This is a genomic window from Amycolatopsis solani, from assembly GCF_033441515.1.
Classification (GTDB): Bacteria; Actinomycetota; Actinomycetes; order Mycobacteriales; family Pseudonocardiaceae; genus Amycolatopsis; species Amycolatopsis solani.
Map to the genome: position 1 here is coordinate 23,210 of NZ_JAWQJT010000003.1, position 24,204 is coordinate 47,413.

19 protein-coding genes are annotated in these 24,204 nt (G+C 73.2%); 9 read left to right on the forward strand and 10 right to left on the reverse strand.

Annotated elements, in window-relative coordinates; all coding sequences use genetic code 11:
- Positions 1-64: 64 nt before the first annotated feature.
- From SD460_RS33285 to SD460_RS33295, 3 genes are read right to left on the reverse strand one after another with little or no spacing between them, the layout of a single operon-like run.
- Complete coding sequence (locus SD460_RS33285; protein ID WP_318307232.1) at positions 65-1,612, reverse strand: acyl-CoA carboxylase subunit beta; 1,548 nt, start codon at positions 1,610-1,612, stop codon at positions 65-67.
- Positions 1,609-2,379: an SDR family oxidoreductase gene (locus SD460_RS33290; protein ID WP_290062375.1), complete on the reverse strand. Its 771-nt coding sequence runs from the start codon at positions 2,377-2,379 to the stop codon at positions 1,609-1,611. Before SD460_RS33290 ends, SD460_RS33285 begins: the two co-directional genes overlap by 4 nt.
- Entirely contained in the window at positions 2,376-3,128 is a 753-nt protein-coding gene (locus tag SD460_RS33295) for an SDR family oxidoreductase (protein WP_290062376.1), read from the reverse strand. The genes SD460_RS33290 and SD460_RS33295 overlap by 4 nt, the downstream gene beginning before the upstream one ends.
- A gap of 150 nt (positions 3,129-3,278) precedes the next feature.
- Here SD460_RS33295 and SD460_RS33300 point away from each other — a divergent pair, with 150 nt between their 5' ends.
- Positions 3,279-4,040 (forward strand): hypothetical protein, encoded by a 762-nt coding sequence (locus SD460_RS33300; RefSeq protein ID WP_318307233.1) that lies wholly within the window; start codon positions 3,279-3,281, stop codon positions 4,038-4,040.
- 29 nt (positions 4,041-4,069) lie between these two features.
- Here the strand turns inward: SD460_RS33300 and SD460_RS33305 are convergent, their stop codons facing one another.
- On the reverse strand, positions 4,070-4,885 hold the full coding sequence (locus SD460_RS33305; protein ID WP_290062378.1) for an alpha/beta hydrolase: 816 nt from the start codon (positions 4,883-4,885) through the stop codon (positions 4,070-4,072).
- A 266-nt stretch (positions 4,886-5,151) separates the two neighbouring features.
- Between SD460_RS33305 and SD460_RS33310 the strand changes: the two genes are divergently transcribed.
- The 4 genes from SD460_RS33310 (at position 5,152) to SD460_RS33325 (ending at position 11,278) form a co-directional block, all read left to right on the forward strand.
- Positions 5,152-5,514, forward strand: coding sequence for a hypothetical protein (locus tag SD460_RS33310; RefSeq protein WP_290062379.1), 363 nt, complete (start codon positions 5,152-5,154; stop codon positions 5,512-5,514).
- Between the two features lie 186 nt (positions 5,515-5,700).
- The gene (locus tag SD460_RS33315) at positions 5,701-6,843 is read left to right on the forward strand and encodes a cytochrome P450 (protein WP_318307234.1); all 1,143 of its coding nucleotides are present in this window, start codon (positions 5,701-5,703) and stop codon (positions 6,841-6,843) included.
- A 62-nt stretch (positions 6,844-6,905) separates the two neighbouring features.
- Complete coding sequence (locus SD460_RS33320) at positions 6,906-10,304, forward strand: AfsR/SARP family transcriptional regulator (RefSeq protein WP_318307235.1); 3,399 nt, start codon at positions 6,906-6,908, stop codon at positions 10,302-10,304.
- 44 nt (positions 10,305-10,348) lie between these two features.
- On the forward strand, positions 10,349-11,278 hold the full coding sequence (locus SD460_RS33325; protein ID WP_318307236.1) for a GNAT family N-acetyltransferase: 930 nt from the start codon (positions 10,349-10,351) through the stop codon (positions 11,276-11,278).
- 39 nt (positions 11,279-11,317) lie between these two features.
- On the opposite strand, the gene SD460_RS33330 is transcribed toward SD460_RS33325, so the two are convergent.
- The 3 genes from SD460_RS33330 to SD460_RS33340 all read right to left on the reverse strand — a co-directional run bounded on the left by SD460_RS33330 (position 11,318) and on the right by SD460_RS33340 (position 13,602).
- The gene (locus SD460_RS33330) at positions 11,318-11,686 is read right to left on the reverse strand and encodes an STAS domain-containing protein (RefSeq protein ID WP_290060289.1); all 369 of its coding nucleotides are present in this window, start codon (positions 11,684-11,686) and stop codon (positions 11,318-11,320) included.
- Positions 11,687-11,855: 169 nt separating this feature from the next.
- On the reverse strand, positions 11,856-12,626 hold the full coding sequence (locus tag SD460_RS33335) for a hypothetical protein (RefSeq protein WP_290060290.1): 771 nt from the start codon (positions 12,624-12,626) through the stop codon (positions 11,856-11,858).
- Between the two features lie 97 nt (positions 12,627-12,723).
- Positions 12,724-13,602, reverse strand: a complete 879-nt coding sequence (locus SD460_RS33340; RefSeq protein ID WP_290060291.1) for an SDR family NAD(P)-dependent oxidoreductase — start codon at positions 13,600-13,602, stop codon at positions 12,724-12,726.
- Positions 13,603-13,690: 88 nt separating this feature from the next.
- Here SD460_RS33340 and SD460_RS33345 point away from each other — a divergent pair, with 88 nt between their 5' ends.
- From SD460_RS33345 to SD460_RS33355, 3 genes are all read left to right on the forward strand, one after another.
- Positions 13,691-14,332: a TetR/AcrR family transcriptional regulator gene (locus tag SD460_RS33345; protein WP_318307237.1), complete on the forward strand. Its 642-nt coding sequence runs from the start codon at positions 13,691-13,693 to the stop codon at positions 14,330-14,332.
- Positions 14,333-14,456: 124 nt separating this feature from the next.
- Positions 14,457-16,397, forward strand: coding sequence for a pectate lyase family protein (locus tag SD460_RS33350; RefSeq protein ID WP_290060294.1), 1,941 nt, complete (start codon positions 14,457-14,459; stop codon positions 16,395-16,397).
- 138 nt (positions 16,398-16,535) lie between these two features.
- Positions 16,536-18,377 (forward strand): glycoside hydrolase family 5 protein, encoded by a 1,842-nt coding sequence (locus SD460_RS33355; RefSeq protein WP_438860858.1) that lies wholly within the window; start codon positions 16,536-16,538, stop codon positions 18,375-18,377.
- Here SD460_RS33355 and SD460_RS33360 read toward each other — a convergent pair.
- The 3 genes from SD460_RS33360 to SD460_RS33370 all read right to left on the reverse strand — a co-directional run bounded on the left by SD460_RS33360 (position 18,374) and on the right by SD460_RS33370 (position 21,814).
- A complete protein-coding gene (locus tag SD460_RS33360) occupies positions 18,374-20,629 on the reverse strand; it encodes a glycoside hydrolase family 3 N-terminal domain-containing protein (protein WP_290060295.1) in 2,256 nt (751 codons plus the stop codon). The genes SD460_RS33355 and SD460_RS33360 overlap by 4 nt on opposite strands.
- Before the next feature lie 115 nt (positions 20,630-20,744).
- Positions 20,745-21,692 carry an anti-sigma factor RsbA family regulatory protein gene (locus tag SD460_RS33365; RefSeq protein ID WP_318307238.1) on the reverse strand — a complete coding sequence of 316 codons (948 nt, stop codon included), beginning with the start codon at positions 21,690-21,692 and terminating at the stop codon, positions 20,745-20,747.
- Positions 21,689-21,814 carry a hypothetical protein gene (locus SD460_RS33370; protein ID WP_290060297.1) on the reverse strand — a complete coding sequence of 42 codons (126 nt, stop codon included), beginning with the start codon at positions 21,812-21,814 and terminating at the stop codon, positions 21,689-21,691. Before SD460_RS33370 ends, SD460_RS33365 begins: the two co-directional genes overlap by 4 nt.
- Before the next feature lie 142 nt (positions 21,815-21,956).
- Between SD460_RS33370 and glgX the strand changes: the two genes are divergently transcribed.
- Positions 21,957-24,140, forward strand: a complete 2,184-nt coding sequence (glgX, locus tag SD460_RS33375) for a glycogen debranching protein GlgX (RefSeq protein ID WP_318307239.1) — start codon at positions 21,957-21,959, stop codon at positions 24,138-24,140.
- Positions 24,141-24,204 lie beyond the last annotated feature (64 nt).

The following is a 24,204-nucleotide window of genomic DNA, read 5'->3' on the forward strand; positions in this document are numbered from 1 at the left end:
CCGACCGGCCCCGCGGCGAGCCGGTCGCGCTCGAACTCCTGGCGCCGAACTGGTACCGCGTCCGCTAGGGCCGCGTCCCGAACGACGGCGGGCCCGCCAGCCTCGGCAGCACCGCGTAGGCGTCGCCGATCCACTCGCACAGCCGCGAGCGGGTCTCGCGCGGGTCGATGACGTCCTCGACCGAAAAGCGCTCCGCCGTCCGGAACGGCGAGCGCACTGCGTCCAGGCGCGCGCGGATCTCCTCGATCCGCGCCGCCCGGTCCGGCGCCTCGTCCAGTTCCGCGCGGTAGGCCGCCTCGATGCCGCCTTCGACCGGCAGGGAGCCCCAATCGCCGGAGGGCCAGGCCCAGCGGCGGACCAGGCGGTGGCGGTTGACCTGGCCCGCGCCGCCGACGCCGAACACGCGCCGGACGATCACCTCGGCCATCGGCACCCGCGCCTGGTAGACCGCCGTGACCGCGCGGGCGCCGTGGCGGATCGCGCCCGCGCGCTCGGCCGCCGCGCCGATCACCATGCCCGCCTGGTCGGTCAGCGACACCAGGGGCAGGTGGAACGTCTCGCAGAGGTCGACCAGCCGGGTCATGACGTCGGCACCCTCGGGGGTCAGCGTCGCGCCGCGGTAGGGGTCGGTGGCCAGGACACCGACCGGGTGGCCGTTCAGCCGCGCCAATCCCGCGTACGCCGAGCCGCCCGACACGGCGTAGTCGAACACCGAGCCCGCGTCGAAGACGCCGTCCAGCAGCGGCCGCAGGCGGTACGGCCGGCGCCGGTTGCGCGGCACGAGCGAAAGCAGCCCTTCGTCGGCGCGGTCCACCGGGTCCGTCGTGGACCCCACCGGCGGCACGGAGTCCACGGAGGACGGCAGGTACGACAGGAACTGTTTCACCACCGCGAAAGCCTCGGCTTCGGACGCCACGATCCGGTCGACCGCGCCGCTGCGCCGGTGCACGTCCGCGCCGCCGAGCTCTTCCTTGGTGAGGTCCTCCCCCGTCGCGTGCTTGACCACCGGCGGCCCGGCGACGAACAGCTGCCCGGCGCCTTCGACCAGGACGTTGAGGTGCGACATCACCGCCCGCGCGGCCCCGAGCCCGGCCACCGGGCCCAGGCAGAGCGCGACCACCGGGACCGTCGAAAGGTTGTCCACCACGAGGTCCCAGCCCGGGTTGACCGGGACGTAGGTGAACCCGTGCTGCTCCAGCATCTTGACGCTGCCGCCGCCCCCGGTGCCCTCGATCAGCCGCACCAGCGGCAGCCGCAGCTCGTGGGCCAGCCGTTCGGCGTGGACCTGCTTCTCCATGATCGCGGCGTCGGCGGCGCCGCCTCGGACGGTGAAGTCGTCACCGCCGAGCGCCACCCGCCTGCCGTCGAGCCGGGCGGTGCCGAGCACGAAGTTGGCCGGGGTGAACGACGCCAGCTCACCGTCCACATAGGACGCCGTACCGGCCAGCGCGCCGATCTCGTCGAAGCTGCCGGGGTCGGCGAGCGCGGCGATCCGCTCCCGGACCGTCGAGCGCCCGGCGGCGTGCTGGCGGGCCACCTTCTCCGGTCCGCCCATGCGTTCGGCCAGCTCGCGCCGCCGGGCCAGCTCGTCGACCTCCGGCTGCCAGCTCATTCCGCCTCGAGCGCCGCTTCGACCTTGCGCTGCAGCTTGTTCATCCCGCCGAGCCAGCGGTCGGTCTGCGTCGCGCGCGCCGCGTAGTAGTCCGCGACCTCCGGGTGCGGCAGGACCAGGAACTGCTTCGACTCCATCGCCGCGAACAGCGCGTCCGCCACCTGCTCGGGTTCGATCGCCGACGCGCCCATCAGCAGCTGACCGGCGGTGCCGGTGCTCTCCAGCATCGCCGTGCGCACACCCTGCGGGCAGATCGCCTGCACGGTGATCCCGCGGTGCCGGTAGGTCGCCGACAGGTACTCGGCGAACGCGAGCGCGCCGTGCTTGGTGACCGAGTACGGCGCCGAACCGAGGCTGGTCAGCAGGCCGGCCGCGGACACCGTCGCGATGAAGTGCCCCTCGCCGCGTTCGAGCCACGCGGGCAGCAGCTGGTTCGCCGCGCGGACGTGGGACATGACGTTGACGTCCCAGGTGCGCGCCCAGACCTCCTCGGGGCTTTCCGCGCCGCCGAAGGGCGCGATGCCCGCGTTGGCGCAGAAGACGTCGATCTCGCCCAGTGCCGCGCGGGCGCTCTCGATCAGCTTCGTGACGCCGTCGACGCTCGCGACGTCGCCGGCGAACGCCGTGCCGCCGATCTCCTTCGCGACTTCGGCGGCCTTGTCCCCGTCGAGGTCGGCCACGACGACCTGGGCACCGCCGGCGGCGAAACGGCGGGCCAGCGCGGCGCCGATGCCGCCGCCACCCCCGGTGACGACGACGCCGGTCACAGGCCACCGCCGAGGGTCACGCCGCCGTCGAGCACCACGGTCTGGCCGGTGATCCAGCCCGCGTCGTCGGACAGCAGGAAGGCGACCGCGCCCGCGATGTCGGCCGGGACGCCGAGCCGCTTCAGCGGGTACGCCGAGGCGACCTCCTCTTCGCGGCCCTCGTACAGCGCGGTCGCGAACTTCGTCTTGACCACGGCCGGCGCGACGGCGTTGACCCGGATCTTCGGCCCGAGCTCGGCCCCGAGCTCGACGGTCAGCCGGATCAGCGCGGCCTTGCTGACGCCGTACATCCCGATGCCGGGCGAAGCGCCGAGACCGGCGACGGAAGCGACGTTGACGACGGCACCGCCGTGCTCGCCCATCCACGCGTCGCGGGCGCGCTTGGTCCAGCCCAGCGGTGCGAGCACGTTGACGCCGAAGATCTTGGCCGCGGCCGCCGGGTCGATGTCCAGGGTGGGCCCGTAGACCGGGTTGATGCCGGTGTTGTTGACCAGGTAGTCGAGCCGGCCGAAGGTCTCGATCGTCTTGGCGACCGCCTCGTCCTGGTGGTCGGTGTCGTCGGCCTTCCCGGGCACGAACATGGCGACGTCCGGGCCGCCGAGGGAGTTCACGGCCTCTTCGAGGGCCTCCGGCTTGCGCGCGGTGATGCACACCTTGGCGCCGCGTTCGACGAGCGTCTTCGCGATCCCGAGGCCGATGCCCCGGCTGGCCCCGGTGACGATCGCGACGCGATCCTTGAACGAGTTCACGGCAGTGTGTCTCCTTCGTGTGGTGCCCGGCACATACCAAGCAGTCGGTCAGTGGCCCATTATGCGCGATGAGGTCATCGCACACACCCCGCCCGGAATGTGACCTTCCCCCGCTACCTTCCCCCCGGACACGACTTCGAGGGGGCCCGGGTGCGCAAGTCCGTCCTGACCGTCGCCGCGGCGGCACTGGCGCTGACCGCCTGCGACCCGGCACCACCACCGCCCCCGGCCGCGCTCGCCCCACCGGCCGCCGACGTCCCCGCCCTGGTGCGCACCGCCCGGGCCGGCCTCGACCACGGCAGATCCGCCGGGTTCGCGACGACCGTCGTGCTCGGCCCCGAGACCAAGCACCTCACCGGCTCGCTCCGCGTCGACGGCGGGACGAGCGCCCTGTCGGTGGTGCTCGACGACAGCGAGACGCGGGTGATCGGCCCGCGGACCTTCACGCGGGTGCCGCAGGAAGCGCTCCCCGGCAAGCCGTGGATCGGCACGGACGCCGGCAGCGCCGACCCGGTCGCGCAGGCGCTGGGCGCCGGGATCCCGCTGGTCGTCAAGCTGCCGGACCTCGACCGCGCCCTGCGCGAGATCGAGCGGACCGGCCGCATCGTCTCGGCCGGCCAGACCAGGCTCGGCGACGTCCCGGTCAACCACTACCGGCTGGAACTCGACCCGGCGAAGGCCCCGGAGCTGTTCCCCGAGCTGGCCCAGCAACCGGCGGCGGCCAAGGTGCCCGCCCAGCTGTGGCTCGACATCGCGGCCCGGCCGGTCCGGTTTGCCGTCGACTTCCCCGGGTCCGTGCCGATCAAGGGCACCACCGACTACCGCGACTGGGGCAAGCCGGTCGACATCCCGGCCCCACCGGCCGACGAAGTCGTCGACGCGGCGGAGCTGCTGAAGAAGATGGGCCGCTGACGCGGTTCGCCCCCGGTGCGCAGGATCGATCAATGCGGAACCAGCGAGCGGACCGCGTCGATCACCTCCGGCCCGTCCAGCAGCACCGGGTCGTTGTGGCCGGCACCCGCGATCTCCACCACCCGCGCCGCCGCCGCGGCCGCCACCGCGCGGCTCTGGGACGGCGGCACGAGCGAGTCCGCGCCACCCAGCACGACCACCGACGGCACCCGCACGCGCGCGACCTGCTCCTCGACCGGGAAGCGGTCGCGCAGCAGCAGGCGCACCGGCAGGTACGGGTAGACCTCGGCACCCACCGCCGCGAGGTCGGTGAACGGCGAACGCAGCAGCAGCCCGGCCGGCGGGTGCGCCGTGGCCAGCTCGGTCACGACGGCGCACCCGAGGCTCTCGCCGAAGTACAGGAGCCGCTCCGGCGGGACCCGCCGCTCCGCCGTCAGGAACCGGTGGGCCGCGCGGACGTCGAGGGCCAGGCCCGCTTCGCTCGGGTCGCCCGGGTTGCCGCCGTAGCCGCGGTAGTCGAGCAGGAGCACCGCCAGACCCGCCTCGGCCAGCTTCGCCGCCAGCGGGGCGCGCCCGGCCCGGTTGCCGCCGTTGCCCCCGGCCACCAGCACCGTCGCCGACGGCTCGCGGCCGCCGGGCCGGACGAACCAGGCGCCCAGCTCCAGGCCGTCGTCCGTGCGGAAGCGGACGTCCTCGGCGCCGGGCAGCACGCTCGCGGCGGCCGGCACCGGCGTGGTGCCGGGCAGGTAGACCAGCCGGCGCTGGAACACCCACACCAGCCCGAGCACCAGCACCACGACCAGCGCCGCCACCAGCAGCACCCGCACGACCACGGTCCCGCTCAAGCGCCACCTCCTCCCCGGCGAGTATCCGGGTTTTGCCCGGCTTTAACCGCCGTCCGGCAAGATCGGCTGAGCCAGACGGCCGGAGCCTGGGGGCTGGGGTCCGGAACGCACCGGCAGGGGGGACGTGCCGGTGAACGGGAACCGGTCGTCTGGCACCAGGGGGCACACGGGGGAGCACATTTCTCGCGTCCATCGTGACGCGCGCCGCGGGCTGGGGGTCCGTGGCGCCCGCCCCCTTCCGTCACCGCAGGGAGAGAGGGGCAGACATGAACCGAGCACTGAAGCGGGCGGCCGTCGTGGGGGCGGTCGCCGCGAGTTCGCTCGCGCTCGCCGCGCCGGCCGCGCTGGCCACCGAACAGGGCGGCATCTCGAAGACGTGCCAGAGCAGTGGTTTCTGCCAGACGGATCCGGTCTGGTTCCCGGGCGGCACCCTCTCGGTCGACGCCGACGTGCACGGCAGCGGACCGGCCGAGTGGATCGTCCGCGGCCCGAACGGCGTCGTCTGCCGCACCGGGTTCGCCGCCGAGGCCCCGCCGTCCTCCTGGGTCTGCTTCAACGTGCCGGCCCAAACGCTCGAGGCCACCGTCGGCGGGCCCGCGGGCCCGTCGAACATCGGCCTCCGCTGGTAACCGAACACCCATCGAAAAAAGGAGTACCCGCATGACGACGATCCGCTTCTTCGCCCGCTCCGTGGTGCGCAGCATCCGGACCCGCGAACTGGGCGCCGCGTGGCGCCTGTACTACGAGATCTACTGATCACCACCGCGGCCGGGGTCAGCGCGACCCCGGCCGCGGCGTTCCCCAGGGAGACCGCTGTGCGACAGACACTCGCCGAACCGGACGGGTTCCTCACCGATCCGCTCGCCGCCCTCGACGGGTGGGTGGGCGACGGGATCGCGATCCGCCGCTTCGAACCGGGCCGGTACCTGGTGTCCGGCGACGAGCTCGTCCGCACGGCGCTGGCCGGGACCACCACGCCGTTCGCGGCCAAGGCCGCGACGTTCGGCGCCGTCGCCGGCTGGGTGCCCGGCTCCGAACGCAGCCGCCCGGTGAACGCCGCGCTGGCGCGGGAACTGGACCGGGCCTGGCAGGCCGTCCCGCCCGAGCGGATCACCGCCGAGCTCCGTCGCTCCGCCGAAGCCGGCGAAACCTGGCCGGGCGCCCTTTCCGGGTGCTACCTCAAGCTCTTCGGCGAACAGCTCTTCCCCGGACTACCGACGAAAGCGCGGCAGTCCCTGCAGGACGCCCTCGCCGCGTCCGACGGGCTCGACCGGACGACCACGGCCCTGCGGCGCCTGCGGGGACGGCTCGCGCACAGCCGCGCCGACGCCGCGCTCCACCGCTGGGCGGCCGGGCGCACCGGTCCCCTGCCGGACGCCATGCGGACCGCGCTCGGGTCGGCCGACGACGTCGCGCTCGCCCTGCACGGCCTGGTCGGCGCGGTCTGCCGGGCCGCGTCGATGGTGTTCGCCTGGACCGCGCTGCTCGACCGGGGCTGGCGGCCCGGCACCCCGGCGGGCACCACGCTGCCGCCGGTCGCCGTCACCGAGCCCGCCGCCCACCGCGTCAGCGAAGCGCTGCGGCTGTGGCCGGTCGCCTGGCTGCTGTCGCGCAAGGTCACCGCGGCCACCGAGCTGGGCGGCGTCCCGCTGGTCCCCGGCGACCGGCTGTACCTGTGCACGTACCTGCTCCACCGCGACCCGGACGTCTGGGCCGAGCCCGGCGAATACCGTCCCTCGCGCTGGGCCCGGCCGCCCGAGGGGCACAAGGCCCGTTACATGCCCTACGGCTTCGGCGGCGCGGCCTGCGTCGGCTCGCGGTTCGTCAACCGGGCGAGCGCGGCGGTGCTCGACTGCTGGACGGCCTTCGACGACGTCGCGCTGCGGATCGTCGAGCCCGGGCCCGTGTTCGGCTCGCTGCTGTCCCCGCCCGTCGTGCGGCCCGTGATCACGCGCTGAACCCGTCCCGCTACTCTCACCCGGGATGACCGGTTTGCCCGGTCAGCGGGGGCGGGGAGGACATGCTCAGCTTCGGGGTGCTCGGACCGCTGCTGGTCGAGCGGGACGGCGAGCCCGTGGCCGTCACCGGACCCAAGGTCCGTGCCCTGCTGGCGGCGCTGCTGATGCGGCCGAACACCCCGGTGTCCCTCGACCGGCTCACCGAGCTGCTGTGGGGTGGTGCCCCGCCGGACACCGCCCGCAAGAGCATCCAGGTCCACGCGGTCCGGCTGCGGCGCGCGCTCGGCGACGGCGTCGTCGAGACGCAGCCGACCGGCTACCTGCTGCGCGTCCGGCCCGCGCAGCACGACCTGCTGCGGTTCCGCGAGCTCACCGCGGCCGCGCGGGTGGCGGACCGGCCGGCCGCCGAGCGCGACCTGCTGGCCGGCGCGCTCGCCTGCTGGCGCGGCCCGGTGCTCGCCGACGTCCCGGCCGAAGTGCTGAGCCAGGACGACGTCGCCGAGCTCGCCGAAGAGCGGCTGCTGGCGCAGGAGCGGTACTTCGCGGTGAGCCTCGACCTCGGCCATGCGGCCGGAATCACCACCGAGCTGGGCAGGCTGACCCGCGAACACCCGTGGCGGGAAGCGTTCTGGGTGTCGTACCTGCGGGCGCTGCACCGCTCGGGGCGGCGCGCCGACGCGCTCGAGGCGTACCGCGCGGTGCACCGGCGGTTCACCGGCGAACTCGGCGTCGGCCCCGGCGAGCGGCTGCGGCAGACCCATCAGGAAGTCCTCGCCGACGAGCCCGGCGTCCCGGAGTTCCGCCCGCGGCAGCTGCCCCCGGACGTCGCGGTCCTGGTCGGCCGCACCGATCTCCTGTCCACTTTGGACGCAGCGCTGGGCCCGGCCCGCCTGCCGTCGACCCACCCGCCGATCGCCCTGCTGGTCGGCCCGGCGGGCGTCGGCAAGACAACGGCGGCGGTGCACTGGGCCCACCGCGCGGCCGGCCAGTTCCCGGACGGCCAGCTCTTCGCCGACCTCCAGGGCTACGCGGCGGTCCCGGCACTGGACCAGCTGGAGGTCCTGACCCGCTTCGCCCACGCACTCGGCGTCCGCCCCGGCGGCGTCCCCACCGACCTGGCCGACGCCGCGGCGCTCTACCGCTCGGTGCTGGCCGACCGCCGGGTCCTGATCGTGCTGGACAACGTGGCCGGCGCCGAGCAGGTCCGCGCTCTGCTGCCGGCCGCCCCGGGCTGCGCGGTCCTGATCACCAGCCGCGACCGCCTGGCCGGCCTGGCCGCAACGGTCGACACCCGGCTGGTGGAGCTGGCGGAGCTGTCACCGGACGACTCGCTCGCCCTGCTGTCGTCGGTCGCGGGCGCGGACCGGGTGGCGGCGGAGGAAGAGGCATCCCGCGAACTGGCACGGCTGTGCGCGGGGTTGCCGTTGGCGCTGCGGATCGTGGGCGCGAACCTGGCATTGTGGCCGGCCCGCTCGGTAGGCGGCTATCTCGCCGAGCTGGCCGCACCGGAACCCGAGCGCCACCACCCCACCGACGAGCCCCAGCCCACACCAACCGACGCCGACCACCCAAGCCGAACCACCCCACCCGACCGCCAACCGACCCGCCCGCACCTCGCCCCAAGTCCAGCCCGCGACCACCACCCCGCCGGCCCCGACCACCCAGGCCGAACCGCCGCACCCCACCCGGACCACGTGCCCGGCCTGGCCGAAGACCACCCCGCCGGCCCCGATCTCGTGGCCCGGCTGGCGATCCCCGGTGCCGAGCAGCTCGGCGTCCGGCGGGCCTTCGACCTCTCCTTCGACACCCTCTCCCCCGCCGCGGCGGGTTTCTTCCGGCTGCTCGGCCTGCTTCCCGGCGCCGACATCGACCTCGCCGGCGCCGCCGCGCTCGCCGGCGTGCCCGATGCCGGCCGGCTCCTGCGGGAGCTCGCCACGAGCCACCTGGTCCAGTCCCGCGGCGACGACCGCTTCGGGCTCCACGACCTCCTCCGCGCCTACGCCGCCGGGCGGGCTCGCGATGAGCTCTCCCCGGCCGAGCGCGCGGCCGCCGTCGACCGGCTCTTCGGCCACTACCTCCAGGCCGCCGCCGGCGCCGCGACCGCGCTCTACCCCGATCTGCAGCGGCTGCCCGACGCGCCCGAACCCGCCGGGGCCGTCGAGCCCGCCGAAGCGCGCCGATGGTTGCTGGCCGAGTACGGGAACGTGCTGGCCGCGATCCGCTGGACCGCGCGGCACGAGCCGGGGCCGTTCGCCTGGCGGGCCGCGGATCTGCTGCGCGGGTTCTTCCACTCGCACCGGCTCGACGCCGGCTGGCAGGCGGCCGCGACCGCCGGGCTCGCCGCCGCGCTTCGGGCCGGGGACGAGCGGGCCGCCGGGGCCATGCGGCACAGCCTCGGCGCCCTCGCCTGGAGCCGCGGCGATCTCGAGGCCGCGCTCGGCGAACTCGAAGCCGCGCAGGAGTCCTACCTGGCCGCCGGTGCCCTCGACGGCGCCGACTCGGTCCTGCACGCCCTCGGCGTCGTGCACCTGGACCTCGGCCGGCTCGACCGGGCCATCGAGCACTTCACCGCGGCCCTGGACGGCACGCTCCGGCGCGGCACCCCGATCCAGGCCGCGAACGGGCTGATCAACCTCGGCGCGGTGCTCATCGAACACGGCAGGCTCGCCGAGGGCGTCGAGCACAACGAACGGGCGCTCGACCTCTGCCGCCGGCTCGGCTCGCCGCACGCGGCCGCGATCGCGCTGTGCAACCTCGGCTACGGCTACCGCGTCTCGGGGGACTTCGCGCGGGCGCTGACCGTGCTCACCGAAGCGCTGGAAGCGTTGCGGGAACTCGGATCCCGCGACGACGAAGCCGACGCGCTGGTCCGGCTCGCCTCGGTGCACCGGGTCACCGGCGACCTCGAGCGGGCGTGGCCGGCCGCGCGGCTCGCCGTGTCGGTGGCGCGCGAAGCGGGCAACCAGCGGTTCGAAGTGGACGCGCTCGCCACGCTCGGCGACCTCCACCGCCAGACCGGCGACGCGCCCGCGGCGCTGACCGAATACTCGGAAGCCCACCGGCTGGCGGCGAAGATCGGCTACCTGCGCGGCCTGATCAGCACCCGGATCGGACTGTCCACAGTAGACGTCGAACCGGCCCGGCACGCCGAAACCGCGCTGCGCGACGCCGGGCAAGGCGGCTTCCGGCTCCTCGCCGAGCAAGCCAGGACCAGCCTGGCGAACCTCTCGATGGGCCGCCCGGCGGAGGCGGAAACCCTGGCGGCGCAAGCGGTCGAAGGCTTCCGCGCCACCGGGCACCGGCTGGGCGAGGCCTACGCGCTGGTCGTGCTCGGCAAGGCCCGGCTGCGGCTCGGCGATCCCGGCGCGGCCCGCGAATGCTGGCTCGCGGCCGAGGCGTCGCTCGCCGCCATCGGCGCGCAACCCGCGCTGGCCGCCGTGCGGGGACTGCTGGCCGGCTGAAAACGATTCGACGGCGTCACCCCGCCCTGCCACAGTGACGTTCCATGATCACCGTCGAAGACCTGCGGCTCATGCAAGGCTTGGCGCAGCGGGTCACCGCCGTCCGCCCCGAACTGGTGAACGGCGACGCTTCCTACGGCGAACTGGCCTGGAACTGGGGCAAGGACCACGCCGCCTTCGGCGCGAGCTGGCGCCGGGAGCTGTGGTTCGACGGCGGCGAACTCGTGGCGTGGGCCTGGGCGCGGCTCCCCCACCAGGTGCGGCGAAGCGACGGCACGGTCAAGGACGTCACCGGCGCTTCCCTGGCGCACCAGGTCCATCCCGGCCACGCCCCGCTGATCGACGAGGTGATCGCCTGGTACGACACCACGGCGAGCGGCCTCGAACGCGCGGCCCTGCCGGGCGCCGCCGACGAATTCGCCCTGCCGCGCTGGGCGGCGCACGGCTACCGGACCGACCCGGACGCGCTCGGCGACACCGGCTCTTGGACCCAGCTCAACGAGCGTGACCTCACCGGCGTCGCCGAGCCCGCGCTGCCCGCGGGCTACCGGTTCCGCACCGCACGCGAGGCCGGGACGGCGGCCGCGATCCAGGCCCACGTGGACGCCTGGGCCCCCACCACGTACACGGCCGCGAGCTACGACGGCCTCCGGCACGCCCCGGCGTACCGCGACGACCTGCACATCCTCGTCGAGGCCCCGGACGGGACGATGGCGTGCTCGGCGATCATGTGGCTCGACGAGGCCAACGAGACGGCCGAGTTCGAGCCGGTCGGGACCCACCCGGGCTTCCGGCGCCGCGGCCTGGCGCGGGCACTGCTCCTGCACGGCATGCGGCTGGCCCGCGCGGCCGGCGCTCGGCACGCGACCGTCGCCTGCCTGGGCGCGCCGGGCCACCCCCGGGCGCGCGAGCTGTACTACGGCGTCGGCTTCCGCGAGGTGAGCCGGGACGCCCCGCTCGTCCGGCCCCGATGAGGTCACCAAAACGCAGCCGCATCGCTTTGTCGGCGGTATTCAGGCCCGCTCACGAAGCCACGCGCGGGCGCCGCTCAACGTCGGGTACAGGGCGAAGGTGGTGTCCAGCTTCGTGATCCGCAGCGCGCGCAGCACCGCGCGCCGATCGGTGACCAGCGCGAACGGCACGTCGGCGGCCGTGGCCGCCGCGACGAGCTCGGCGATCACCTGAAGGCCGGCCGACCCGCAGAAACCGATGCCGCCGAGGTCGACGACGAGTGCCTCCGGCCGCTCCTCCAGCGCGGCTCCAGCCCGGGCACGCAGCACCGGCGCGCTGGCGAGGTCGAGCTCACCCGCCGCCTCGACGACGACGGCTTCGGGCACGCTGCGCACGCGCACCGCCAGCAGGGGCGAGCTCTCCTCGGGCACGGGATCTCCTTCGTCTCGATCCCGACCCTAAAGTGACTGAATCGATTTGTCATCGATTTGCCCGGCGGGAAGCGCCGTGCTCGCCCAGCGAGCACTCTCCCGGGCATGCCGCTGCCCGCACCCGTGATCACTCGGGTGCGGGCAGCGGAAACCGGACTACCGGACCGGACTAGCGGGCCTTGTGCTGACCCCGACCGGCCGGCTCACGGCCGTTCTTCCCGCTGTCAGCCGGCTTCGGGGCGGGCTTCGGCGGGGCCGCCTTGGGAGCGACCGGCTTTTCCGCCGGAGCCGACGCTGCCGGAGCCGGAGCCGCCGGTGTCGGCTTCGGGGCGACCGGCTTCTCCGCCGGCACCGCCACGGGCTTGTCGGCCGGCACCGTCGCCGCGTCGCCTTGCGGCTCCACAGTGGCCTCGTCGGCCAGCGGGTTCGGCCGGCGGATCTGCACGACGGCGGCGATCGCCGCCGCCACCGCGCCGAACGCCACCAGCCAAGGCCAGCGAGCCCGCTTGGCGCGCTCGCCGCGGGCCACGCCCTTCGCTTCCTGGAGCGCCACGGCCAAGTCGCGCTTCGCCGTCGCCACCGCCTTGCGACGGCGGCGGCCGGACTCGTTCGCCGAGCCCACCACCGCCGCGACCGCGAGGGCGGCCTTGCGGCCCGGGTCACGCAGCTTCGCCGCGCGGGCCAGCACTTCGTCGCGGGCGGCCGTCGAATTCGACCGCACGTCACGCCGTGATGCCCGCGTGCTCTTGTCCAGGTCCTTGGTCGCCGCGCGACCGACCTTGGCCAGTTCTTCCTTGCTCTCGGCCAGTTTGCGGTCGGTGATCTCCACCGCTCGCGTGGCCGCGGCCGCACCGACTCGCGCGGCCTCCGCGGCGAGATCCCGAACGCCGGCCGCCGCCGTCTTCACCGATCGCCCGACCGGGGCGTCGCCCTGGCTCATGTGATCACCTCTCACTCGTCGCAGGCCCAGCCTGCTCAGCTCACACCCCTGGGCTACCCAGTAAGAGGCCGTCCGGAACCTCGGCCACCCATCGGCGTCACGCCCGCACGTCCGCGACGCTCGTGCCGCGCAGCCGGCGCCAGGCACCGTCCCCGCCGTCGTGGTCGGTGGACCGGCTCAGCTCGGCCCACTTCTCGTCGGTGTCGACGCGGTGCCGCCACGCCTCCCGGCCGAACTCGTAGGCGTCGCTGCCGGCGAGCAGGCGCAGCGGCGGGTCGTCGAGCCCGGCGACGGTGAGCACGAGGTCGGCGACCTTCCGCGGGTCGCTGTTCGCGTGGTCTTCGAAGCCGGCCATCGCCCGCGCGGACGCGCCGACGGTCGCCTCGTACGGCTCGCTGATCGGCGGCGTGGTCATCGACGCCCCCGCCCAGTCGGTGCGCATCCCGCCGGGTTCGAGGACGGTGATCTTGATGCCCAGCGGGCCGACCTCGGTGGCCAGCGCCTCGCTGAACCCGCCGACGGCCCACTTCGCCGACTGGTAGGCGGTCATCCCGGGGCTGCCGACGCGCCCGCCCACCGACGAAACCTGGATGATCCGGCCGCCGCCCTGCCGCCGCAGCACCGGCACGGCCGCCTTGGTGACGTACACCGTGCCGAGGAAATTGGTCTCGACCTGGCGGCGGAAGACGTCGAGCGAGGTGTCCTCCAGCGCGACCTGGTCCCCCTGCCCCGCGTTGTTGACCACCACGTCGAGCCGCCCGAACGCGGCCGCCCCGGCGGCGACGGCGGCTTCGGCCGCGGCCGCGTCGGTGACGTCGAGCCGCTCGACGTGGACCCGCTCGCCGTACCGGGCGGCGAGGTCGTCGAGGGTCCGCGGGTCACGCGCGGTCGCGACGACCTGGTGCCCGGCGGCGAGCGCCTGCTCGACGATCCGGCGGCCGAGCCCGCGGGACGCGCCGGTGACGAAGAAGATCATGATTCCTCCTTAACGCAATGTCTTTGCGTTAACTCCACCGTAGGCGCGTCCCGCCGTTAAGTCAAAGCCGTTGCGTTAAGCTGGCCGCGTGCCCCAGCCCCGTCAGCGCGCCCGCTCCGAGCAGGACAAAGAGGCCCGCAAGACCGCCCTCCTCACGGCGGCGCGCGAGCTCGCGGCCGAGCGCGGTGTGCGGGAGGTCACGCTGACCGAGGTGACGAACCGGGTCGGGCTGCACCCGTCGGCGCTGCGCCGCTACTTCGAATCCCGCGAGGAGCTCCTCCTGGAGCTGGCCGAACAGGGCTGGGCCGACTGGCACGACCGGCTGGTCGCCGAGCTGGCCGGCCGCCGCGGGCTGACCGCCGCCGAAGTGGCCGACGTCGTCAGCGGCTCGCTCGAGCGGTTGCCGCTGTTCTGCGACCTGCAGACGCACGTGGTCCTCAGCCTGGAGGGTGCGGTCCGCCTGGAGCGCGCCCGCCAGTACAAGACCGCGGCGACGTCGGCCTACGAAGCGATGACGAAAGCCCTGACCGAGGCGGCGGACCTGACCGGGCCGGGCGCGCAGACCCTCCTGACGGCGGCCATCAGCGGCGCGGCCTACCTGTTCCAGCTGTCGCGGCCGTCCCCGACCCTGCGGCAGCTCTACGAGGAGGAACCGAAGTGGGCGCACAGCGCGCTGCGGTTCCGCGCCCAGCTGACGACGTTGCTGACGGCGGTCGCCCGCGGCGTCTGATTTGTTCACATACATGGACATCATTCACATACATTGACCAATGTCCGGAGTGTGACTTATAAAGGATCGGTCCGGGTGTCACGCCGCAACACCTCCGCCATCCAGCAGTCTCCGGAGGTTTCGGGTGACCCGAAACGGTCCCTTTCTTCGTGCCGTCCGCGCCGGCGCGGCCGCGTGCCTGACCGCGGCCGCCCTCGTTCACGCCGTCCCGCCCCGCGCCGATGCCGCGCCGGGGCCGGGCGCCCGCACCGATCTCGACCTCGGCGCCGCCAACCGGCGGGCGCCCATCGCCGGGCTCTACGACTGGAGCAAAGCCGGCTACCGGGGTGGTGCGGCGCTGCCCGGCGACGCCGACGTCAACCCCAGCGCGGCCTGCCGGATCACCCCGGCCGAGCTCGCTAGCCAGTTCAACGTCAAACCCGGCGACAACGCCGACGACACCGCCGGGATCCAGGCCGCCATCGACTCGATCAAGGCGACCTGCTCCCCCTCGGCGAGCTACACGAAGCTCAGCCTGATCACCTTCCCCGCCGGGCAGTTCGACGTCACGCGCGAGCTGCACGTCGACGCCGACTACCTGATCCTGCGCGGCGCCGGCCGGGACGCGACCAAGTTCTCCTACCGGCCCGACGCCACCACCCGCTACGACACGCTGACGCCCGACGGTTCCGACTGGGACGAAGACGGCATGACGTCCGGGGCGGGCAAGGGCGGCTGGCTGTGGCCGGGACGCGGCCTGTTCCGCGTGCAGTCCCGCGGCGTCGATCCCGCTTACCGCAGCGATTATTCGTCGGCGCCCGCCAACCGCAAGGACATCTTCGAAGGCACCGTCAACGTGCACTGGAAGTCCGGGGTGAAGCTGCGCGCGAAGCCCGGTGACCCCGGTTTCGCGGCACGCACCGGCGACCGCGTCGTGCACCTCGCCTCCAGCGGCTCGCTCGCGAAGCTGGCCGTCGGCGGGTACGTCAACGTGCGCGCGGCCAACACCACGAAGTTCTACCAGCAGCAAAACGCCACCGGCACCGAGTTCCCGCTGCTGAACATGCACATGCGCCAGCAGATCTTCCAGATCACCGCGCTCGACACCGCGAACCGGACGATCACGGTCGACAAACCGCTCGAGTACGACGTCCCGGTCACGTCCACTTCGGACGGTTCGGCCCCGATCGACGGCGCGACCTACGACTCCAAGGCGGCGCCGCTGGTGGATCCCGTGCTCGGCGTCGGGTTCGAGCACCTCGGCTTCACCCAGCCGATGCCCGGCCTCGACCCCGCGGCGGCCGACGACAACTACGGCAACATGGCGCCGGACGCGGAAATGCACGGCATCGTGTTCAAGTGGGCCGTCAACGCGTGGGTCCGGGGTGTCCGCACGGACATGACCGGCTCGCACCCGATCGTCACCGAGGAGGCCAAGAACCTTTCCATCGTGAACAACGAGCTGAACGGCGCCTGGAACAAGGGCAAGGGCGGCAACGGCTACTTCCGCGGCTCCCGCGTCTGGGATTCGGTCTACGCCGGCAACACCTCGACCCGGTTGCGGCACTTCACCTTCCAGTGGTCGGCGGCCGGCAACGTCGTCGTCGGCAACTCCTTCGACTCCGACCTCAACCTGCACGGCGGCTGGGAGCGCAACAACCTGTTCGAGCTCAACACCGTCCGGGTGTCCTACGCCCACCGGTCCGGCAGCTGCACCGCGAACTGCGGTGAGGAAGGCGGCGGTGGCCCCGACGCGTCGACGTGGTTCCCGATCTGGTGGGGTGCCGGCCAGAAGGCGGTCAAGTGGTCCGGCTCTTCGGGCTACCGCAACGTCTTCTTCGGCAACGAGATGACGAAGCAGGTCACCGCGGGTGCCCCGTACACGGCCTTCTACCCGGACCGCCACCGCGTCTACCAGTTCGGCTGGGACGGTTCGGCCTTCCGCCACCTCGACGCCGGCGGCACGCCGATCACCGACTGGGCGGGGAACGAGCAGCGCGACTACACCGGCGGCCACGGCGTCGACGCGTCGAAGACCGACGCGGCGGAGTCGCTGTTCCTCAAGTCGGTCACAGCGCGCCGGTGAACCGCGGTGAGCAGCGGCCGCGCCGGCGGCCGCTGCTCACCCGCCGTACAGCGCGGTCCGCCGGCCGGCCGCGATTTCCCGATCACCGCACCCGCACGGCCGTATACACGCGGTGCGGTGGTTGGTTAACCTCCGCCGGTGAGGTTCCTCAGTGCTGTGCTCACCGTGCTGTCGGCCGTCGGCTTCGCCGTTCCCCTCTCCCCGCCCGCGCAGGCCGCGGTGGCGCCCTGGGTGGGACCGCTGAGCACCCGGGGGCGCTACATCGTCGACGCCAACGGCGACCGGTTCAAGCTGAAAGCCGCCAACTGGCACGGCGCGAGCGGGACGTGGACCGGGTCGGGCGACACGAACGACCCCGCCAACCACCACGCCGGCGAAATCGCCTACCAGACCCCGCTCGGGCTGGACCGCGCGCCGATCGACACCGTCATCGACGGGCTGGCGCAGCTGGGCCTCAACAGCGTGCGGCTGCAGTTCTCGAACGCGATGATCCACGACCCCAACGCGGTCCCCGACCTGCCCGCCAACCCCGGTCTCCACGGCCTGACGCCGCTGCAGGTGTACGACCGCGTCGTCGAGCGGCTCACCGCGCGCGGGTTCGCCGTCATCCTCAACAACCACACCACGACTTCGCGCTGGTGCTGCGGGCTCGACGGCAACGAGCGCTGGAACACCGCGCAGAGCGAGCAGCAGTGGCAGGACGACTGGCTGTTCATGGCCCGCCGCTACGCCGCGAACAAGCGCGTGGTCGGCGCCGACCTGTACAACGAAGTCCGCCGCAACACCTTCGACGACCCGAACTGGGGCTGGGGCAACGGCACCGACTGGCAGCGCGCGAGCCAGCAGGTCGCCGACCGGATCCTCACCGAGGCCAACCGCGACCTGCTGATCATCGTCGAAGGCATCAACTGGACCGGCCTGCCCATCGACGGCTTCGCCCACGGCCGGCCCACGCTGGAGCCCGCGCGCACCCTGTCGCACACGCTCGTCGATTCCGGAAAGCTCGTCTATTCGGCGCACTTCTACGGCTACACCGGTCCGAACCACTCCGGCGCGACCGGCATCGGCGAGACGCACGACCCGCGCTACCGCGACCTCACGCCCCAGCAGCTGCGTGACACCCTGTACCGGCAGGCGTTCTTCGTCGAGGCCGACACCGGCAAGCACTACACCGCGCCGCTGTGGATCAGCGAGTTCGGCGAAGGCCGCGGCACCACCGACGCCGCTTCCCGCGCCTGGTTCGAGAACTTCGTGGACTACCTCGCCGAGACCGACACCGACTTCGCCTACTGGCCCGCGGTCGGCTTCCACACCAACGGCTCCGGCGACGGGTGGTCCCTGCTGGCGTGGGACGCGGCGGGACGGCGCATCGACGTCCTCGACGGCACCGACTGGCGCGGCCCGGCGTGGCAGCGGCTGGTGAACGCGCCGTCGCGCACCGGGCAGATCGCACCCGCCGAGCACTGGTCGATGCTCAACCTGGACTACGCCGACTTCCAAGCCTCCCGCGCGGTCCGCGCGAAGCCGGACTGGGACCCGGGCGCGCGCAAGGGCGCCTGCCCGGACGGCCAGCGCCTCACCGGCCTGGCGCACACCGGCAACCGCGGCCTCTGCACCGGCACGCTGCCCGCGCCCACGGCGTACGTCGCCGTCCGCGACGAATCCTATGTGGACACCGACTGGGCGTCCGGCTACACGAAGGCGCAGTGCCCGCCCGACCACGCGGTCGTCGGCTACAGCGTCAAGGGTGCGGCGGTCTCCGCGGTCCTGTGCGGCCGATCCCCGTCCCCGCTCGGCCGCACCGGCCGGACGGTCTGGTTCGACCGCGGCGACAACCGCCCCGCGGGTGACCTCGGCGGCGACTTCGCGTCGGGCAGCTACAAGGGGCAGTGCGCCCCCGGCGAGTACGTCGCCGGGGTGGCGTACACCGGCCGGATCGGCTCCAGCCGGACGCCCGACGCCCTGCTCTGCCGCTCCTAGGTGACGGTGAAGCTCGCCGTCAGCGTGGCCGCGGCGCTGGTGCCGACGTACACCTCGATCTTGCCCGGCTCGACGCGGAACGCGGCGGCGTTGTCGTAGAACCCGACGTCGTCCGGGGTGAGCGTGAACGAGACCGTGGTCGACGCGCCCGCGGCCAGTGTCACGCGCTGGAAGCCGCGCAGCCGCCGGACGGGCTGGACGATGCTCGCGACCGGGTCACGCAGGTAGAGCTGCACGACCTCGTCGCCCGCGCGCGAACCGGTGTTGGCGACTCGGACGCTCACCTGGAGCCGGCCGCCGCGGGAGGGCAGGCGCGTGTCCGAAAGCCGGAGGCCGTCGACGCGGAACGTCGTGTACGACAGGCCGTGGCCGAACTCGTAGAGCGGGCCGGATTCCAGGTCGAGGTACTTCGACGTGTACTTGTTGGCCGGATCGGCCGGGCGCCCGGTGTTCTCGTGGTTGTAGTAGATCGGGATCTGCCCGACCGCGCGCGGGAAGCTCACCGGCAGCTTGCCGCCCGGGTTGACCGTGCCGAACAGGACGTCGGCGATCGCGTGGCCGCCCTGCACGCCCGGCGCCCACGCTTCGAGCACGGCGGGCGCGTTGTCGTGCAGGTACGGGATGGTCAGCGGCCGCCCGTTGACGAGTACGACCACGAACGGCTTGCCGGTCTCCTTGATCGCGGCCACCAGCTGCTGCTGGACGCCCGGGAGGTCGATAGTGCTGCGCGCGGCCGCTTCGCCGCTCATCGCGGCGGTCTCGCCGACCACCACGACGGTCACGTCGGCCGCGCGCGCCGCCTGCTGCGCGGCGGCGAACCCGCTGGTGTCGCCGCCCTCGACGGTGCAGCCGGCGGCGTAGGTCACCGTGGCGCCGGGCGCCGCGGCCTTGATCCCGTCGACCACCGTGACCGGCGGGGTCGTCCCCGCGCCGGTGCCCAGGCCCGCCCAAGTGCCGTTGAGGTCGTAGGTCGCTGCGCCGAGCGGGCCGACGACCGCCACCGAGCCGACCGACTTCGCCAGCGGCAGCACCGGCCCGTCGTTCTTGAGCAGCACCATGCACCGCCCGGCGGCCTGCCGCGACGCGGCCAGCGCCGCCGGAGAAGGCGCTTTCACCTCGCCGGCTTCATCGACGTAGGGCCGTTCGAACAGGCCGAGCCGGAACTTGACCAGCAGGATCCGGCGGACGGCGTCGTCGATCTGGTCGCGGGTGATCCGGCGCTCGTCCAGCAGCCGCTGCGCGAACTCGGCGTAGTTCGTGCTGACCATCTCCATGTCGACACCGGCGGGCAGCGCGGCCGCCGCGGCGTCCGCGCCGTCGCCCGCCAGGCCGTGCAGGATCAGTTCCTGGATGCCGGTGTAGTCGCTGACGACGAACCCGCCGAAGCGGTAACGGCCTTTGAGGACGTCGTGCAGGACGTAGCCGTTGCCGTGGGCGGGCACACCGCTGATGGTGTTGAAGCTGGCCATCACGGTCGCCACGCCCGCCTCGACGCTGGCCTTGAACGGCGGCAGGTAGAAGTTGTGCAGCCGCTGCAGCGAGACGTCGACGGTGTTGTAGTCGCGCCCGCCCTCGGCCCCGCCGTAGGCGACGAAGTGCTTGGCGCAGGCGGCGACCCGGTCCGGTTTGCCGTAGTCGTCACCCTGGTAGCCCCGGACCTTCGCGACGGCGAGTTTCGTGGCCAGGTAGGGGTCTTCGCCGTACCCCTCGGCGATCCGCCCCCACCGCGGCTCGTGCGTGACGTCCATCATCGGGGCGTAGGTCCAGTGGATGCCGCTGCTGCGGGCTTCCTTCGCGGAGACGGTCGCGTCCGCGGCGGCCACGGCGGGGTCGAAGCTCGCGCCCTGGGCCAGCGGGATCGGGAAGTTGGTGGTGTACCCGTGGATCACGTCGAGCCCGAAGATCAGCGGGATCTTGAGCCGCGTCCCCTCGACGGCGAGGCGCTGCAGGGCGTTGAGCTTCGCCGCGCCGACGACGGAGAAGACGCCCCCGAGCCGCCCGTCCGCGAGCGCCGCACGAGCGGCGTTCTCGTCGCCGACGAGCTGGAGCTGACCGATCTTCTCGGCCAAGGTCATCTTCTTGAGCAGCGCTTCGACGCGTTCGTCGCGCTCCACCCGCCCACTGCTTTCGGCGGCGGAGGCGGCCGGGGCGAGCAGCCCCATCGAGGCGACGCCGCCGGCGAGCCCGGCGAGCACACTCCGCCGGTTCACCCCGTCCGCGGCCGAAGTTTCCTGACTGACCTGCTGCGACATGGCGGGGACCTTTCGCGAGGCACACGGAAGCGGGGAACGGACTCCTCGGGTCGGGATCGGGCGCGAACAGCGTATGCCGCCGCCACGCCCGCCGCAGTGCTCGTCAGGAGGCGGGTCAGCGCCGCGGGTTCCCGGCGATCAGCCGGGCCGTGAACCCCGTGTCGTCGCGGTGCAGCGTGACCTGGCTGCAGATCTGGTGGGTGATCCACAGCCCGCGGCCGCCGACTTCGCGGTCGGCGGGCAGCAGGCCGGCGAACGGGTCGACCGGGCCCTCGCCGGTGTCGTGCACCGTGACCACCATGCAGCCCGGCCCGGCCCAGATCCGCACGGTGACCGGCGGGCGGCCGTGGCGCAGCGCGTTGTCGGCGATCTCGCTGACCGCGAGGACGAGGTCGTCGATCTCGTCGGCGGGCAGCCCGGTCCGGTCCGCGGCCAGCACCGCCTGCCGGGCCTCGCTCGGCAGCGGATCGGTGAGCTCGAGCAGCGGCTGCGCGAGCTGGAGGGGGTGCGGGGTCATCGGCCGCGGGCCGGCCAGGAAGGCCAGCGGGTCGACGTAGCCGTCGTTGGTGTGGTGCCCGCCGCCGGGGGTGGCGACGAACGGGTGGGTGCGGGCGACGTCCTCGAGCACGTGGCGCGGGGTGGTGCGGGTGTCGTAGGCGCACATGCTGCGCAGCGGGAACTCCTCGTAGGCGTGGTTGACCGCGGCCTCGTAGCGCGCCCACCAGTCCCACGACGTGTCGATCACGGCGCGCGGGATCTCGCCGAAGATGCGGATGCCGGCCGCCCCGCCGCCGACGAACCCGGCCATCAGCTCGCGGTAGGACCGGATCGCGGCGGCGGGCCGCGCGTAGAGGTCGCCGGTCGAGAGGTAGTGCGTGCCCGCGTCCGGCGGGAGCGCCGCACGCATCAGTTCCGCGTGGTCCGGCTCCAGTGAGACGACGGTCGGTTCGCCCGCGGCGATGCCGGCCGCCAGGAACGGGACGCCGACGGCGAGCAGCTCGTCGTCGGACGCGTAGTGGACAGCGGCGTGGTCGTAGCCCCTGGCGGCGGTTCCGGTGCTCACCACGCCGCCTCGACGCGGACGCTGGTCAGGCCGGCGGCATCGATCTCGATCGGGCCCCCGGCGATCCGCAGGCCGGCGGGGTCGAGGACGGCCGGGGAGGGCCGAAGGGGCGGCAGCTGCACGAGCCGAGAATACGCCGTCCGTTCCGGACATCCGGGGTCAACCGGGAAAGGCGGCCGTCCGGGTGAGAGAGCCACGTCACCGGTTCGAGGCGCGCCGATGGGGTATCCCCGCCGCAGTTCACTCGCGCACTGTGGAGGCCCTGTGCAGCCTTGGCCCGGCTCCCCCTACCCGCTCGGAGCCGACTACGACGGTGTCGGCACCAACTTCGCCCTCTTCTCCGAGGTCGCCGAACGCGTCGACCTCTGCCTCTTCGACCCGGACGGGACCGAGACCCGGATCCGGCTGCCGGAGGTCGACGGCTTCGTCCACCACGGCTACCTGACCGGGATCGGACCCGGCCAGGAGTACGGCTACCGGATCCACGGGCCGCACGACCCCGCCCGCGGTCTCCGGTGCAACCCCGCCAAGCTCCTGCTCGACCCGTACGCCAAGGCCGTCACCGGCCGCGTCGACTGGGACGAGTCCGTGTTCGGCTACCGCTTCGACCGGCCCGAAGAGCGCAACGACGACGACTCCGCGGCGCACACCGTCCGCGCGGTCGTCGTCAACCCGTACTTCGACTGGGCCAACGACCGGCCGCCGAAGGTGCCGTACAACGAGACGGTCGTCTACGAAGCCCACGTCCGCGGGCTGACCAAGCTCCACCCGGACATCCCCGAGGAGCTGCGGGGCACCTACTCCGGGCTGGCGCACCCCGTCGTCATCGACCACCTGAAGACCCTCGGCGTCACGGCCGTCGAGCTGATGCCGGTCCACCAGTTCCTGCACGACCACGCCCTCACCGAGCGCGGCCTCGCCAACTACTGGGGCTACAACTCCATCGCCTTCTTCGCGCCGCACAACGAGTACGCCGCTTCGACCCGGCCCGCGACGCCGGGCAGCGAGGTGCACGAGTTCAAGGCGATGGTGCGGGCGCTGCACGAGGCCGGGATCGAGGTCATCCTCGACGTCGTCTACAACCACACCGCCGAAGGCAACCACCTCGGGCCGACGCTGTCGATGCGCGGCATCGACAACCAGGCTTACTACCGGCTGGTCGAGAACGACCCGCAGTACTACATGGACTACACCGGCACCGGCAACTCGCTCAACGTGCGCCAGCCGCACACGCTGCAGCTCATCATGGACTCGCTGCGGTACTGGGTCACCGAGATGCACGTCGACGGCTTCCGCTTCGACCTCGCGGCCACCCTCGCCCGCGAGTTCTACGACGTCGACCGGCTGTCCACGTTCTTCGACCTGGTCCAGCAGGACCCGATCGTCAGCCAGGTGAAGCTGATCGCCGAGCCGTGGGACGTCGGGCCCGGTGGCTACCAGGTCGGCAACTTCCCGCCGCTGTGGACCGAGTGGAACGGCGCCTACCGCGACACCGTCCGCGACTTCTGGCGCGGCGAACCCTCGACGCTCGGGGAATTCGCGTCCCGCATCACCGGCTCGTCCGACCTCTACCAGAACGACGGCCGCCGCCCGTTCGCGTCGATCAACTTCGTCACCGCCCACGACGGCTTCACCCTCGCCGACCTGGTCTCGTACAACGAGAAGCACAACGAGGCCAACGGTGAGGACGGCCGCGACGGCGCCGACGACAACCGGTCGTGGAACTGCGGTGCCGAAGGCCCGACCGAGGACGAGAAGGTCCTCGACCTGCGGGCCCGCCAGCGCCGCAACATGATCGCCACGGTGCTGCTGTCCCAGGGCGTGCCGATGCTGCTGCACGGCGACGAGTTCGGCCGGACCCAGCAGGGCAACAACAACGCCTACTGCCAGGACAACGAGCTGTCCTGGGTCGACTGGTCCCTGCTGGAGCGCAACCGCGAGCTGTTCGAGTTCACCTCGGCGGTGGTGGACCTGCGCCACCAGCACCCGGTGTTCCGCCGCCGCCGGTTCTTCGCCGGACGGCCGATCCGCCGCGGCGACGAACTGCGCGACATCGCGTGGTTCACCCCCGCCGGCGACGAGATGACCGACCAGGACTGGGAAGCCGGCTTCGGCCGCAGCATCGTGGTCTTCCTCAACGGCTCCGCGATCCCCGACCTCGACGCCCGCGGCGAGCGGGTGGTCGACGACTCGTTCCTGCTCTGCTTCAACGCGCACGACGACGACATCACGATGACCGTCCCGGACGGCGAGTACGGCGAGGAGTGGGCGGTCGTGCTCGACTCCGCCACGGGCGAGGTGTTCCACCGGTCGGTGGGCGACGTCCTGGTCGGCGGCGTGACCGGCGACCGGCTGACGACGCCCCGCACGGTGCCCGGCGGCGGCACGCTCGTGGTCGGCGCCCGGTCTCTCGCCGTCCTGCTGCGGACGGCGGGTCAAGAGGGATGAACCGGACACCTCCCCGCGCCCCGGACGGCTGAGCGGCCCCCGGCCGGCGGAAGAACCGGGCTCT

Excerpts from the sequence above, each read along its gene's own strand:
- SD460_RS33285 (WP_318307232.1), bottom strand. The coding sequence starts at position 1,612 with ATGAGCTGGCAGCCGGAGGTCGACGAGCTGGCCCGGCGGCGCGAGCTG.
- SD460_RS33310 (WP_290062379.1), top strand. The coding sequence starts at position 5,152 with ATGAACCGAGCACTGAAGCGGGCGGCCGTCGTGGGGGCGGTCGCCGCG.
- SD460_RS33320 (WP_318307235.1), top strand. The coding sequence starts at position 6,906 with ATGCTCAGCTTCGGGGTGCTCGGACCGCTGCTGGTCGAGCGGGACGGC.
- SD460_RS33325 (WP_318307236.1), top strand. The coding sequence starts at position 10,349 with ATGATCACCGTCGAAGACCTGCGGCTCATGCAAGGCTTGGCGCAGCGG.
- SD460_RS33335 (WP_290060290.1), bottom strand. The coding sequence starts at position 12,626 with ATGAGCCAGGGCGACGCCCCGGTCGGGCGATCGGTGAAGACGGCGGCG.
- SD460_RS33340 (WP_290060291.1), bottom strand. The coding sequence starts at position 13,602 with ATGATCTTCTTCGTCACCGGCGCGTCCCGCGGGCTCGGCCGCCGGATC.
- SD460_RS33360 (WP_290060295.1), bottom strand. The coding sequence starts at position 20,629 with ATGTCGCAGCAGGTCAGTCAGGAAACTTCGGCCGCGGACGGGGTGAAC.